Annotated in this window: 10 protein-coding genes and 1 riboswitch; of the genes, 1 reads left to right on the top strand and 9 read right to left on the bottom strand. The window is 39.3% G+C overall.

Annotated features, from left to right (window positions below):
• Positions 1 to 81: 81 nt before the first annotated feature.
• From ADA55_RS04885 to ADA55_RS04850, 8 genes are all read right to left on the bottom strand, one after another.
• Positions 82 to 1,464, bottom strand: coding sequence for a UDP-N-acetylmuramoyl-tripeptide--D-alanyl-D-alanine ligase (locus tag ADA55_RS04885; RefSeq protein ID WP_048679936.1), 1,383 nt, complete (start codon positions 1,462 to 1,464; stop codon positions 82 to 84).
• A gap of 152 nt (positions 1,465 to 1,616) precedes the next feature.
• A complete protein-coding gene (locus tag ADA55_RS04880) occupies positions 1,617 to 2,699 on the bottom strand; it encodes a D-alanine--D-alanine ligase (protein ID WP_048679932.1) in 1,083 nt (360 codons plus the stop codon).
• Between the two features lie 403 nt (positions 2,700 to 3,102).
• Entirely contained in the window at positions 3,103 to 3,885 is a 783-nt protein-coding gene (locus tag ADA55_RS04875; protein ID WP_048679928.1) for a hypothetical protein, read from the bottom strand.
• Positions 3,886 to 4,413: 528 nt separating this feature from the next.
• Positions 4,414 to 5,676 carry a cation:dicarboxylate symporter family transporter gene (locus ADA55_RS04870; protein WP_048679924.1) on the bottom strand — a complete coding sequence of 421 codons (1,263 nt, stop codon included), beginning with the start codon at positions 5,674 to 5,676 and terminating at the stop codon, positions 4,414 to 4,416.
• 173 nt (positions 5,677 to 5,849) lie between these two features.
• Positions 5,850 to 5,997: riboswitch (cyclic di-AMP (ydaO/yuaA leader) on the bottom strand.
• A gap of 198 nt (positions 5,998 to 6,195) precedes the next feature.
• A complete protein-coding gene (locus tag ADA55_RS04865) occupies positions 6,196 to 7,455 on the bottom strand; it encodes an efflux RND transporter periplasmic adaptor subunit (RefSeq protein ID WP_048679921.1) in 1,260 nt (419 codons plus the stop codon).
• A 14-nt stretch (positions 7,456 to 7,469) separates the two neighbouring features.
• Positions 7,470 to 8,132: a hypothetical protein gene (locus tag ADA55_RS04860; protein ID WP_048679917.1), complete on the bottom strand. Its 663-nt coding sequence runs from the start codon at positions 8,130 to 8,132 to the stop codon at positions 7,470 to 7,472.
• Between the two features lie 129 nt (positions 8,133 to 8,261).
• Positions 8,262 to 9,155 carry a YegS/Rv2252/BmrU family lipid kinase gene (locus ADA55_RS04855; protein ID WP_048679914.1) on the bottom strand — a complete coding sequence of 298 codons (894 nt, stop codon included), beginning with the start codon at positions 9,153 to 9,155 and terminating at the stop codon, positions 8,262 to 8,264.
• A gap of 133 nt (positions 9,156 to 9,288) precedes the next feature.
• On the bottom strand, positions 9,289 to 10,167 hold the full coding sequence (locus ADA55_RS04850; RefSeq protein ID WP_048679911.1) for a TetR/AcrR family transcriptional regulator: 879 nt from the start codon (positions 10,165 to 10,167) through the stop codon (positions 9,289 to 9,291).
• 189 nt (positions 10,168 to 10,356) lie between these two features.
• Here ADA55_RS04850 and ADA55_RS04845 point away from each other — a divergent pair, with 189 nt between their 5' ends.
• Positions 10,357 to 13,488: an efflux RND transporter permease subunit gene (locus ADA55_RS04845; RefSeq protein WP_048679908.1), complete on the top strand. Its 3,132-nt coding sequence runs from the start codon at positions 10,357 to 10,359 to the stop codon at positions 13,486 to 13,488.
• 217 nt (positions 13,489 to 13,705) lie between these two features.
• On the opposite strand, the gene ADA55_RS04840 is transcribed toward ADA55_RS04845, so the two are convergent.
• Complete coding sequence (locus ADA55_RS04840) at positions 13,706 to 14,545, bottom strand: tyrosine-type recombinase/integrase (RefSeq protein WP_048679905.1); 840 nt, start codon at positions 14,543 to 14,545, stop codon at positions 13,706 to 13,708.
• Positions 14,546 to 14,840 lie beyond the last annotated feature (295 nt).

The raw sequence follows: 14,840 nt of genomic DNA, 5'->3' as shown, positions 1-14,840 counted from the left end.
AAAATAGACAAACTCGATTTTCATCGAGTTTGTCTACAGTCTGAGGCCGTTTCAAAAAAGAAACGGCCTTTTCTTTATTTTTTATTTTTGTAGAGCTTGAACGACTTCCTCCAGCTTCATGCCCCTGGAAGCTTTAACAAGTATGATGTCATTTTCCTGTGTGGACGACTTAAGTTCCTCTATAAGCTCCTGCTTATCTTGAAAAGGGCGAACCTGCTCCGATGAAAAAGACTTGCTCGCTCCCTTGGCAATAAACTCGGCTAAAGTACCATATGTGAAAATCTTATCAATCCGCTCATTGGAAATCAATTCACCAATTTTCGTATGAAAGTCTTTTTCCTGCGGCCCTAACTCCAACATATCTCCCAATACAAGGATCTTATTCTCGAACCCAGATAAGCCCTCAACCAACTCCACTGCCGCCTTGACTGAAGTTGGACTGGCATTATATGCATCATTGATGATTTTCTGCCCTTTTGCGCCTTCAACCAATTCCATCCTCATATTAGTTAACTGAATGGCCGATAGGCCTTTACGGATCGCCGAATCATCTACATTGAATTCTTTAGCAACCAAGATGGCAGCCAACGCATTAAGAACATTATGATGACCTAAAACAGGTATCTCATAACCGATTTCCTTATTACCGCTTGCGATTGTAAACGTGGTACTGTCTGCCCCTTGGCTAATGGCCTGTGGATATAAATCATTTTGTTCCGTACGTCCAAAAGATATTACGTTTAAATCAGGAAAATCCTTTTTGATCCGATTGCGAAGCAATGGTTCATCACCATGATATATCAGCGTTCCATCTTTCGACAAACCTTCGACAATTTCCAACTTCGCATTCGCGATTTCCTCGCGTGATCCTAAATCCAATAAGTGTGATTCACCGATATTGGTAATGATCGCTACATCAGGCTTTGCCATTTTGGATAAGAACTCGATTTCACCGCGGCTGCTCATTCCCATTTCCAAAACAGCCGCTTCCGTATCCTCTGCCATAGAAAGCACCGTTAACGGCAAACCTAAATGATTATTGAAGTTTCCATTTGTTTTATGAACCTTATAGGCAGTGGCCAGCAGCGCAGCGGTCATATCTTTCGTAGTGGTCTTACCGTTGCTCCCTGTTATCCCAATGACTTTTATATTCAACTCCTGGCGGTAAGAACGCGCCAATTGCTGAAGTGCTTTCTCAGTGTTTTCGACAATGATTATCGGTAAATCAACAGGAGGATTCGGAACATCCCTTTGCCAAAAGGAAGCTGCAGCCCCTTGCGCTAAAGCCTGCTTGACATACTGATGGCCGTCAACCTGCTCACCCTTAAGCGGAATGAACAAACACCCTTCCTTAACCGTTCTTGAATCGATGGTAACCCCATTAATTCCTTTGGACTGGAATGGACTGATATCATTCAATCCCTCTGCCATTTCATGTACTTGTTTTAACGTTCTCTTTATCATTTTGTTCCTCCTACATTCATCGAACCGTTAATCGCTCTCCGTTAACCAAACGAAGCAGAAACCAGTTTAAATCGCACCGGTTCCTGCTGATTGGAATCCATCAAATCAAGGCTTGATGGATTGTGGAGTTTACTGATACTTTACCTGCATGATCAAACTGTATATTTGATTTGTTGTTTTTCCTGATGACGTTCCAAGGCAAGTTTCACGAGTGTTTCAATTAACGCTGGATAGTCGACACCTGTGTGCTTCCACAATAACGGAAACATGCTGAATGGAGTAAACCCAGGCATTGTATTCACTTCATTAATATAGATTTGCCCCTCATGCGTCAAGAAGAAATCTGCGCGAACCAATCCAGAGCAATCCAATGACTTAAAGGCAGTAATGGCCATTTCGGATAAAGCTGCATACTCGCTTTCCGTTATCTCCGCCGGAATGACCATCGCTGAATTACCGTCTACATATTTTGCTGAATAATCATAGAAGGCAAAATCTTTCTTAGGGATGATTTCGCCTGCCACTGAACAAGACGGTTCATCATTACCAAGAATACCAAACTCGAGTTCACGAGCAATGACCCCTTCTTCAATGATGACCTTCCGATCGAATTGAAAAGCTTCCGCTACCGCTTTTTCCAGTTCATCAGCATCATTACATTTGCTGATACCGACACTTGAGCCTAAATTGGCAGGTTTGACAAAACAAGGGTACCCCAAATCATCCGCTACCTTTTTGATGGCACTTTCAGTATTCTTCTCCCATTCAGAACGGATGAACCAAGTGTATTTCACTTGAGGAAGTCCCGCCTGGGCAAAAATGTTTTTCATGATGACCTTATCCATTCCTGCTGAAGAAGCTAAAACGCCATTCCCTACATAAGGGAGGTTCAACAGTTCCAGCATCCCTTGTACGGTTCCATCTTCTCCATTCGGTCCGTGAAGCAATGGGAAAATTACGTCATACCCTGTTGATTCACTATTTTCATCAGTTGAATGTGCTTGCAAGGCAAGAGGCGAGCTCGATTTTTCCGGTGAAAATGTCAATGCCTCCACGTTCTCGGCAGGACCTGTTAACTTTGGTCCATTAATCCATGAACCATCTTTTGTTATGTAAATCGGATATATATCAAACTTTGCTAAATCGAGAGCTTTAATGACCGCTAAAGCCGTCTGCATAGAAACCTCATGCTCCGCAGATTTTCCACCATAAAGCAAACCAAGTTTAGTTTTCATGAGTTATTACCCTCCAATATTCTTTTAACCATGTTCATTGTATCACTTTACACTAAAACGGATAAAGCGAAACTTCCATCATTGAGGCTTTTCCAATGATTACTATTTTGCAGAACACAGGATAAAACCGCCACATCCTGTGGCAACTCCTGTGCTAGCACATCCTGTGCGTCGCAATCGGGCATTTACAGGCTGTTGGTTCACCACATTTCTTTTTCATTACATTTGTCATCAGGCTTCCTTACAGCCTGTTAATGCGGGGTAAAGCGAAACTTCCACCAATGAGTATTTCCAATGATTACTAATTTACTGAACACAGGATAAAACCGCCACACCCTCTCTTATCTCTTATGCATGAGACGGTAAGTCTTACACCTAAAAAGTTCAAGGACTTCAAATAAAATTAGGAGGATGGTGTATTTTTAATAACACTTTCCCAAATCTTCTCTTTTCGATTGAAGATAATAAATGCATCGGGCTCCTTACTATCTCTATCAGAAAAGGAATCATGCATCTCATCCATGTTTAAATAATCCCCTACGACCCATGCCGGTATCTCAATTTTCGTTCTAGTATACTTAACATCCCGAAAGGAAAAAACGAGCCCCTCTGCCAGAATATGAGCCAAAGAAGCAATGATTTCTGCAGGAATCGCCGTCAGCTCTTTTTTCTTTCTGATTCCAAGCCACGTCCTCTCTACTTTTAATGGCTCCAGCTTTAGCGGAATCAGACTTCCTAACATCATATAATATGTCGAAAGAGAACGAAAATAAATTTTATTGAACCAGCCATCATCCTGGGCAAGGTACACAAATTGGTTATTCAATTTACGAAAAAACGGGGGATCCAGATGGGTTTTAGCATGTCCTAAATATAAAAGTTCCGCTATTTCCCTTCCATCCAATTCATCCAGCCCTTCCGCTTCTTCAAAATCGATCCAACAGAAATCTCCATATGCCCGGACATTTTCTTTAACGAGCTTCGCAATAGCTTCAGATGAAGCGCTCTCAAGCAGGACATTCAAATTGTATTCCCCACCATCGAATTGATGTTTCAATAATAAGATCGAATCCAAGGTATACGGAAGCGAATTGACGAATTCACGAAAATTGAGTCCATTAAAAAGGACAAACCGTTCGGAAGCCTGCATATACATGTATAAGATATCATTGCTATCATTCTTCATAACCTGACCCCCTCCGAGCTCTCAATCAATAATGTTATTTTATCAAACTTTTGGAGTTTCACGTAAGTTATATAACCCCAATATTAATCATCATCTGCATCGTTTAAATAACATGAATCAAAATCCATTTTAACCAATAGGAAAAAATATAGAATTCGAAGAATGGATCATGACTGGTTTTATCATTCATTCACTCATTTCATGTGGCCGCTCCCCTTTATGCTGATGATCCCCTGCGCAAAATACCCGACATTAGTCAAATCAACCGTAATTTAAAGCCTGAAGGTAGTTTCATTTCACAACACATGACCTTCTGGGAGGAAGAGGATATGATTTGGTTTTGGGGTAAACAATGAAAGGCTTTATGAATTTGGGGGTATTTTGACATCCAGGAAGACGCGTCAAGAAGTAGTTCCCTCCATAACACCTGAAGGAAGCAGATTTTTACAGTATCGAGAAAAATTAAGGAAGCGCTTTTTCATTCAATAAAAAAAATCCAGAGTGACATTTCACTCTGGATTTTTTGTATCAAGAAACTTGTTGTTCTAGTTCTTTTTTGGAAGGAGGGTTGAATTGACCTTCCCATTTAGAGATAACGATTGCCGCAAGTGAATTACCAATAACGTTTACCACTGTACGTCCCATATCAAGAATACGGTCGATACCGGCAATAAATGCTAGACCTTCAATAGGAATACCGACAGTTCCCAATGTCGCTAAAAGAACTACGAAAGATACACCTGGTACACCCGCAATCCCTTTGGATGTGATCATTAACACTAGCATTAGCGTGATTTGCTCATACATGCTTAAATCGATTCCATACATTTGAGCGATGAAGATAGCTGCTAACGCTTGGTATAATGTAGAACCATCAAGGTTAAAGGAGTATCCAGTCGGAATAACAAATGTAGCAATATGTTTCGGACATCCCGCTTTCTCCATTTTTTCCATGATTTTCGGAAGAACCGCTTCTGAACTTGCAGTAGAGAAAGCAAGAATCAATTCTTCTTTTAGAAGTTTAATCAAAGTAAAGATATTGAATCCTACAAATTTTGCAATAAGACCCAGAATGACAATTACAAAGAAGATCATTGTTCCGTAAACAGAAAGCGCTAACTTTCCTAACGGAATTAGAGATTCCAAACCGAACTTGGAGATAGTCACACCGATTAGTGCAAATACACCGATAGGAGCGAATTTCATGACCATGTTAGTTAGGTAGAACATTCCTTCAGCTACACCTTGGAAGAAACGGAATACTGGTTTACCCTTTTCACCGATGGCCGCAATACTTAGTCCAAACAACACGGAGAAGAAAATGATCGCTAGCATATCGCCTTCTACCATGGCTTTAACTGGATTGGATGGCACGATGTGTACAAGTGTATCTACGAACGATTCATGCTGCTTAGTTTCTGCTGTATCAACATATGTCGAGATATCAGTTTGTTCCAGGTTATTCATATTCACACCAGCACCAGGCTGGATGATATTCGCTGAAATTAAACCAACAGCAATCGCTATCATAGTTACGACAACAAAGTATGATAATGATTTAGCACCTAGTTTTCCTACCGCTTTCAAGTCACCTACACCGGCAACTGCAACGATAAGGCTGGATACGATGATCGGCACTACGATCATTTTAATCATTCGTAGGAAAATGTCTCCGAATGGCTGTAAAAAGCTTTGGGCCGACTCATTACCATAAAAAATGGCACCAACGATAATCCCTAGAATTAAACCAATGAAAATTTGGCTAGCTAAACTTAATTTGAATTTCTTCATTTACTTTCCTCACCTTCCATAAAGTCTTTGATGCAAAAACATTTTTGTCTCGGTAAGGGAAACAAGATACTAATAAAAAGAAAGTAATTTTTCTTTTTTTGAAAAACTCTGTCTTTACGCCGAAAAAAAAGACACTTCATGTGTCGATTTCTTATTGGCGTGAATATTCACACATGTTCCCTTAAAGACGCTGACGAGGTTAGCTGTCGGGTTAGGAATTGGAAACACAAATGCCCTTTCATTTCTGAATTCACCCCTAGCGGATAAAATCCACAAAAATGGGTCCCCCGTTCTTGGAATAAGATTAAGCGAGTTAACTTATAATAAAATATTATACTAAAAATGATAATCTGTAAATATTTATTCGCATCAGTTCTAGAAAAAATCTTTTAATATGTCTGAATATTCTGCATTAAAGGCTGTTGTATCTATAATTACGTTTCCCGATTTTTAATCAAATAAGTTATATTGATATAATTAATTCCTAATTTAACATCACCTCTCTTGTGAAAAAAGCGGTTATTTTTCCAGAATGCCAAGTAACAGATATCTTACTTTTTCCCTAGAGGTGAATTTTTTATAAGTTCTAGCTTTCACTTTTTCAAATTGAATCGGGGTTATAAAATAAGAATGGTTCTTCACTGCCGCATTCGACTCCAGCAGGATGACGTCACCTACAGACGGTCCCTTTATGATTTCTTGCTTCCCTTCAGCCTTAAGACCTTTTGTAATGTAATGTTTATCCACATGGCCTTTATTAGTCAACTTGTAAATATAAGGCTGCTTTTGGTATTGTACGGCCTCTATCGGAATGGAGGGTACACCGGCTTTCTCATTGGTTATTACAGTAAGATTCACTTTCGATCCCACCAACAATGGTTCAGTTTCTTCGCCTTCCGGTTCGATTAAAGCCTGAAATGGAAATCTGTTATCTTTTTTTAATGATGGTTCTTCAGCGGGATAGGAATGGATACGGCCTATCTTCCCTTTCAATGCCTTTTTTGAATCAGAGGAACTTGCTTTTATAGTCATGCCCACTTCAGCCTTTTTCATTTCCTCTTCGGAGAAATCCCCTTCAATTGCCATATTTGTCGAAACAATGGATATAATGGGATTATTCAGGTTTTTATTGATATTTTTAACGACACCATCAGCCTCGCTAGTCGTTACAATTGCACTGGACTGCTGCTCAATCGAACTTAATTTAGCATCAAGCATTTTTACTTTTTCATCCAACCTGTTTTTTTCTAGTTCCTGCTTGTACATTTCTTGCTCAATGTTACTTTTAATAAGATCTGAAGAGCTTGTCGTTATATCAATATTCAAGTTCTTTTCCACCGATTCATCAATTGCAGCTTCAGGTTCACTGGTCACGGTCCCCTGATAAGACCTCAACTTCCCTATGTATTCCTCAATCCCTGCAATTTCCCCCTCGGCGGCCGTTTTCTCCGCTTCCAAATTCGTCTTAAGCGCATCAAGTTCGGTCGTCGTAAACTCAAACAACGAGGAGCCAGCCGTAATCGCATCGCCTTCTTTTACAAGGAATTTCTTAAAATCATTTTTCTTGGCATCAAAATAAATATCATACTCTTCTACTGGTTTAATTACCCCATTTGTTTGAATAGTATCCGTAATTGTATCTTTTTTTACCTTAGTCCAGTTTTCAACGAAAACCGTCCGTTCCACTTTGCTTTCTTTTTTTTCAATAAGGTATAAGTTAACGGTTATTAACACTATCGACGCAATGGAGACCGCCGCTATTTTCCATTTACCGCTCATTCATTTCACCCGCTTTATACAAATACGCCTACTTGGATGTATCCTAAAAAGGCTTTAACAAACCATGTGGCCAAATAGAATAGAACAATCATTAAAAGGACCAAATAATTATTACGTTCTGTAAATTCCTTTAAATAAAAATATTGCAGAGCAATAATAAGAAATTGAAAAATGGTAATTCCGCTGAAAAAGTGAATGAAATAATCACTTCTGAGAAAATACTGACTGATGATCCCCAATGAAAAAGGATTGGCATCGCTGCCTAAATCCATTAAAACGAATAAGGGAATCAATAATGTTTTTTCTATTAATTGCAAGCCAAAAAGAATCATTTGAACGATAACTAATTTTATATAGGGGATATCAGTAACGATCCAAAAGAATAGAGCTGCTAAAAATATGTATATAGAAGGGTCGATTATTCCTGTTATTATATTGCCGCTCAAAATCAGCAACTTTGCTGCTTCGAATTCATTGGCGCTCATCTTCGTGATTTCTTTGGAGAATGATTCTGAACCAATGCCAAAATATCCCCCAACGGCGAATACTATAAGACTAACAAAATATAAAACTATTAATTTCAATCCAAGCTTTGTGACTGCCTCTGCATTTTGCAGCTGATAACGACTCCGATAAGGCTCTAAAATGCCCTTTAACAATCCGACCTGGTACACCATAATTGGTCCTCCTGCAAAAAATGATATATCATCATACATTTTATCCTATTTTGGAAACAATTGCAGAAATAAGGAATGAATATACAAAAAAAAACACATAAGCCTTTCCCTTCAAATGTAATCCTCATACTAATTTGGTGTTAATACTGACAAATGGTGGGCGAGGACTTTAATGCGCGAAGGAGTTTGCCTATAGTTCTCTCCATCCATATCCACATCAAGCGGCCTCTTGGATTCAATAGTCAAGGTACCTGCTTGTAAATAAGTCACCCCAGAGTCAGAACTCATATTTTCAGTCCATGAACGTTTCATCGCTATTATTTCTAAAAATGCACCAAGGCTTGCATTTTCCAAGATGGCAACGCCAAAGAGCCCATCGTCTGGACTAATCATGGGGAAGGGTAATAAATTAGTGCCGATAAAACAACCATTCAAGACCAAAATCATAACGGCTTCCCCTTCAATGAAATTCCCATCATATTCTAGTTTATAGGAAAAGGGAGCATTCTCACCAATCGTCCTTACAGCGCTTAATAAATATCCTATCTTTCCGAACCTGCTTTTTTCCTGCTCATCAATATTGTTTGAAGCATCTGAAATAAGTCCCACTCCCCAGAAATTGGAAAAATAATCGTTATTGGACTTCCCAATATCAATTGGACGAACCTTGCCATTTACTAATGCTTCCGCAGCTTGACGAACTTTTTGAGGAATCTTTAATGTCCTGGAGAAGTCATTGCAAGTCCCTCCAGGTAAAATCCCAAACAAAGGCCGCCTCTGAAGGGGTGAAAGGCCATTTACACACTCATGTACCGTTCCATCTCCTCCCAATACGAAAACTACATTCATTTCTTCACCATATTCCAAACAATAACGGCATGCATCGCCTTTTTGCTTGGTTTGTAGAATGAGAAACTCATCAATATGTGGAGCTAATACCGGAAGACAACCCTCTAGATTCCTTTCGAGTTTATCTTTCCCTGCATTTTTATTATAAATCAGCATTCCTTTTTTCCATCGCATGATTCTTGCCCCCATATCATTGAAAGAATGGTCTTCTTCCCATCACTTTTTACTTTTTCCTAAACCTCCGTTTTTAACACTCATTAAAAATTCAAATGAAAAAGAGGCTATTCGCCCCCTTTCAGTAAAGCCTTCATATATACAACAAATAATCCTTCATCATTAAGATAAGCTTTGAACACAAGGGACTTCTTTTTTCATTTTTTTCCAAAAATAATAAAAGGCTTTCCAAGATGATGGAGCTTGGCCTAACTTTTGAAAATTCTTCCTGGAGCGCTTTTAAAGCTTCCGTATTTTTACGAGTTTCCATCCCCTCTTCTTTACGTGTTTCCACTTCCAGCATCCTGGCGATAATCGAATGGATTTCTTCTTTTGGGCTCATATCCCGCATCGAGCAACCTGGTAGGGGAAATTGTTTCAATAATGGATCTTCCATGTTTTCCAGACTTGTGACAATGGAATCCATCCGGTTCAATATGAAGCTAGGTAACAATTCCACATCGAAAGCATTTTGTTTCCTGATCAATATTCCGATATATCCTTTGAAAAGCGAATCTAAAATAATGGTGCAATCGGGTAGAAGATCAGATGAAAGCCCCGGGTATAACTCAATGATTTTACGCTTGAACCAAATCAAGCCCTCTTCATGGATATAATGTAAAAATCCATCTAGTTCCTTGCTGATATGAACCATTTGTTCCTGCATCATCATTTGAATCAAGTTGGTATTTCCCGTCATATGCTCAATGTGAACAGTGATCTGCCTCATGAATTTGTCTTTACTGGACAATGAAGCATCCAGTTCAAGATCAAGTAATGAGTCTGTCAACGCTTCATAATAAAATTTAAAAATGGAGACTAGTAATTCCTCCTTCGATTTAAAATAATTATAAAAGGACCCTTTTGCTATCCCGCATTTTTCAACAATTTCCTGAACCGAAGTTGCATGATAGCCTTTCTCCGCGAAAAGCTCTACAGACTTATCTATGATCATCTTATTTTTTTCTTTCATCAAATTCATCCTATCTCTTAAAATTGTCCATTGGTGACCAATGGGTCACATCTTCCAAATTGTATCCCAAAACCCTTGAAATCACAACGTTAACACTAACGGATATTATCTGTTGCAATCATAATCCATATACTATATATTTGAGTTTGTGACCGACTGGTCACAATTTTATGTATGGAGGGTACAAGCTTGAATTCAATAATTAAATTTTCATTAAAGAATAAATTGGCAATCTGGTTGCTTACCATCATCATCGTTGCAGCTGGTTTATACTCCGGTTTAAACATGAAACAAGAAACCATACCAAGCATCTCCACTCCTTTAATTAGCATCTCCACTGTTTATCCTGGAGCTGCACCTGAAGAAGTAGCAGATAAGCTCACCGACCAGATTGAGCTAAAAGTAACAAATTTGCCAGGAGTCGAATTAGTCAGTTCTTCGTCCATGGCCAATGCCTCTTCCATCCAATTACAATATGATTATGATACGGATATGGACGATGCAGTAAAAGAAGTGAAAGAAGCTTTAGAGAAATTGGAACTGCCAGAGGGAGTAGATGACCCGAGCGTATCTAAATTAGAATTAAACGCTTTTCCTGTCGTCGCACTCAGTGTAACAGATAAGGCTTCTGATTTACCAGCCCTTACAAAAAATGTCGAAGAGGTGTTAGTACCTAAACTTGAAGGAATTGACGGCGTGACATCCGTATCCATTTCCGGACAGCAAGTAAATGAAGGCAGCCTTGTATTCGACCAGGACAAGATGGCTCAATACGGGCTCGATGAAGAAACCGTAAAGAAGGTTATCCAGGCCGCAAACGTCAGTATGCCGCTTGGCATATATAACTTTGATGATAAAGAGAAAACGATCGTTGTGGATGGAAACATTTCCACATTAAAGGACCTGAAAAATGTAAAGATACCTTTAACCGGCGGCCCGCAAACAGGAGCTCCAGCACAAACTGGACAGGAAACCAATCAATTATCTCCTGAAATGGCAACAGGTCCTGCCCAAATGCAAAATGTGAAATTATCAGACATTGCCGATGTTAAAATCACCGGTAAGGCTGAGTCGATTTCAAGAACAAACGGTAGCGAATCGATTGGAATTCAGGTTACAAGATCACCTGATGCCGATACAGTTGCAATCGTCGACGAAGTAAATGAAGAAGCATCGAATTTCAAAGAAGAATTTAACGGGGTAAGTGTACACACTACTCTCGATCAAGCTAAACCGATTAAAGATTCTGTTGAAACCATGATCAGCAAGGCACTCTTCGGCTGTCTGTTTGCCGTCATTGTTATCATGCTGTTCCTTAGGAACTTTAAAACGACTCTCATTTCCGTCATTTCGATTCCATTATCCCTATTAGCAGCCCTTTTGGTGCTCAAACAAATGGATATTTCATTGAATGTCATGACACTTGGGGCCATGACCGTTGCGATTGGCCGAGTCGTCGATGACTCCATTGTCGTCATAGAAAATATTTATAGAAGAATGGCTTTAAAAGGCGAACAATTAAAAGGCGGCGAATTAATACGATCTGCCACTAAGGAAATGTTCATCCCCATCCTTTCATCGACAATCGTTACTGTAGCCGTATACCTGCCTTTAGCAAGCGTTACAGGACCTGTCGGGGAACTATTCATGCCATTTGCCTTAACAATGGTGTTTGCATTAGTCGCTTCATTAATAATCGCCATCACACTTGTTCCGGCAATGGCAGACTCTTTATTTAAAAAGGGACTATCTAAAAAAGAATTACAATCACATGAAGAAAAACCAAGCAAACTATCAGCATTCTATCGAAAATCACTGGATTGGTCGTTAAACCATAAGCTAATCACTTTCGGTACAGCCATTGTATTATTAGTTGGAAGCTTATTCCTAATCCCAAGCATCGGTGTCAGCTTCATGCCTGCAGATGAAGAAAAAACGATCATCGTAACTTACACTCCCGCACCTGGAGAGTTAAAAGAGGATATTGAAAAGCAAACAGAAAAAGTGGAAAAATACTTCATGGATAAAGACGATGTGAAGACCGTTCAATACACACTTGGTGAAAGCATGATGGGCGGCGGCATGATGGGCGGTTCGAGTAACTCGGCTCTCTTCTATGTACTCTATGACGAAGACACCGAAAATTTCGGGGACAAAAAAGAAACCGTCATAAAAGAATTAACTGAACTTGATTCACCTGGAACATGGAAACAACAAGATTTCACATCAACATCAAGCAACGAAACCACTCTATTTGTTTACGGAAATACACAAAAAGATATTGAACCGGTAATTGATGATATTCAAAATATCATGAAGAAAAACGAAGATTTAAAAGATGTTGATACAAGTCTTTCGGATGCTTATGAGCAATACACTCTAGTAGCAGACCAAGAAAAGCTAAGTGACCTTGGACTGACAGCTGCACAAATTGGCATGTCCATTGCCAATACAAATAAAGATGATGCTTTAACTACCATTAAGAAAGATGGAGAAGAAGTCAAAGTATATGTCGAGACAAAAGAAACGACATTCGAAGACAAAAAAGATCTAGAGAATACGAAAATTTCTTCTCCAATGGGAATGGAAATCCCATTGAAAGAGCTTGTGAAAATCGAAGAAGGCAAAGCTTCCGATACAATCAGCCGCCGCGATGGAAAAATTTATGCCGACGTGTCTGCAACAATCAAATCGGATGATGTGGCCGCAGTGACAGCTGAGGTACAGAAGGAAGTTGATAAATTAGATCTTCCTGCAAGCGTATCTATAGACTACGGCGGAGTGACGGAAGATATCCAAGAATCATTCACTCAACTTGGTATCGCTATGTTAGCGGCAGTTGCTATCGTATACTTTGTCCTAGTCGTTACTTTCCATGGTGGTTTAGCACCAATAGCCATTCTCTTCTCCTTACCATTTACGGTAATCGGGGCATTGGCAGGGCTATTCATTGCAGGTGAGACCATCAGCGTTTCGGCAATGATGGGTGTCCTGATGCTTATTGGTATCGTCGTGACCAATGCCATCGTATTAGTGGACCGTGTTATCAAGAATGAAGAATCCGGGCTATCTACCAGGGAATCTTTACTCGAGGCAGGATCCACCCGTCTACGCCCTATCCTGATGACTGCCCTTGCCACAATCGGCGCTTTAATACCTTTGGCAATCGGTGCGGAAGGCAGCGGATTAATATCACAAGGTTTGGGAATTACCGTTATCGGCGGACTGGTGAGTTCTACATTGCTAACACTTGTAATAGTGCCGGTAGTATATGAAGTTATAATGAAAATAGGTAAAAAGAAGAAAAAAACAGTTAAGTAACGAAGAAAAAGAAGAGGGGATTCCTGATATAAGGAATCCCCTCTTTTTTGATTCAACAATGCATCAATATGTTCGGCCCTTTTGACTGAACTATATTCCTCTTCTTTCAACCTGTCCCGTCTCTTAAGATAAAACGTCCTATTCGTCATTTCCAAGGAAATCTGTTTGTTTAAACAAAAAAAGGAAAGATCTCGCTTCCCCTTTTAATTTCTATATATTAGTGTTTGGTGAAAGTTTGATCTATCGCATTTGCCAGATCCAGAGATTTTTCTTTTAGATAACGCTTCGTTACGTTTAAATCTTTATGACCGGCAAGCTTGGATATCGTTTGTATATCTATTCCATTATCCACTAACCTTTGACAAAAAGTATGTCGCAGTTTATGCGGATGCACATTGTATTTTTTCAATATATATTGAACTGACCTCGGAGTGATCCTTTGATTATAGCTTGAGATGAATAGCGGATCTGCTTTTTCTTTTAAAGACAAAAGATAATTTTGTACATGTTGTATAGCCGATATCGTAAGGGGTACGGATCTGTCGATTTCACCTTTTGCGTTCCGGACAAGTATATAATTACGCTCTGTTTCCATGATGACATCACGGCCATTTAAGTCACATAATTCGGAGACACGAATTCCAGTATGTAACAAAAGGTAGACGATGGCAATATTCCTTAGATTTCCTTCTGCTTCTATATCTCTTAACAGTATCTGCTGCTCATTGAGGCTTAAAGTTTCAGGTACCTCAAGCTTGTGCTCCTTAACTTTACGTTCCACAGAAAGCATCACTTGCGGTTTGCCTAAAAATTTAAAGAAGACATTTAATGCGATATAGTGTTTTTCGATTGTCCCTGGGCTTTTCTTGCAATTTTCTAAATAATCAAGATAACCCTGAACATCTTCAGAATGGATCTCCATCAATATCTTTTGTGTCTGGTCACAAAACTGTGAAAGGACACCAGTATACGTTTTGATCGTATTAGCTGATTTGCCTTGGTCTCTCAACCATTCAGCAAACGAAAAAATCATTTCATCTTTAGCAGAGGTATCCATCGGCTATTCCCCCAATGACAGTTTCAGAACTATGTTAAGTTTAACATATATCCCTACAGAAACGAAGAATTCTGTCCCTTTGTCTTAAACTGATATGGATAAGACAGATAGCTGTAGAAATTCAGATACATTAATAGAATGTCCTACCATTTACCCTGCATATAACTTTCTTTAAGGTCTTTAACAGGTTTAAATAATAAGTACTGAAGATAACGACCTCAAAAAAAGACCAGCCGGATGGCTGGTCTTTTCAAATGGCTTGGCGGCGTCCTACTCTCACAGGGGGAAACCCCCA

It is taken from the genome of Bacillus sp. 220_BSPC, from assembly GCF_001054655.1.
Classification (GTDB): Bacteria; Bacillota; Bacilli; order Bacillales; family DSM-1321; genus Peribacillus; species Peribacillus frigoritolerans.
Note: the sequence above shows the minus strand (reverse complement) of the source record. Positions and strands in the feature narration are given on the sequence as shown.

What these genes read in the sequence shown, in the direction of transcription:
- ADA55_RS04855 (WP_048679914.1), bottom strand. Translation starts at nt 9,155, where the DNA reads ATGCGATGGAAAAAAGGAATGCTGATTTATAATAAAAATGCAGGGAAA.
- ADA55_RS04865 (WP_048679921.1), bottom strand. Translation starts at nt 7,455, where the DNA reads ATGAGCGGTAAATGGAAAATAGCGGCGGTCTCCATTGCGTCGATAGTG.
- ADA55_RS04860 (WP_048679917.1), bottom strand. Translation starts at nt 8,132, where the DNA reads ATGGTGTACCAGGTCGGATTGTTAAAGGGCATTTTAGAGCCTTATCGG.
- ADA55_RS04875 (WP_048679928.1), bottom strand. Translation starts at nt 3,885, where the DNA reads ATGAAGAATGATAGCAATGATATCTTATACATGTATATGCAGGCTTCC.
- ADA55_RS04885 (WP_048679936.1), bottom strand. Translation starts at nt 1,464, where the DNA reads ATGATAAAGAGAACGTTAAAACAAGTACATGAAATGGCAGAGGGATTG.
- ADA55_RS04840 (WP_048679905.1), bottom strand. Translation starts at nt 14,545, where the DNA reads ATGGATACCTCTGCTAAAGATGAAATGATTTTTTCGTTTGCTGAATGG.
- ADA55_RS04870 (WP_048679924.1), bottom strand. Translation starts at nt 5,676, where the DNA reads ATGAAGAAATTCAAATTAAGTTTAGCTAGCCAAATTTTCATTGGTTTA.
- ADA55_RS04850 (WP_048679911.1), bottom strand. Translation starts at nt 10,167, where the DNA reads ATGAAAGAAAAAAATAAGATGATCATAGATAAGTCTGTAGAGCTTTTC.
- ADA55_RS04880 (WP_048679932.1), bottom strand. Translation starts at nt 2,699, where the DNA reads ATGAAAACTAAACTTGGTTTGCTTTATGGTGGAAAATCTGCGGAGCAT.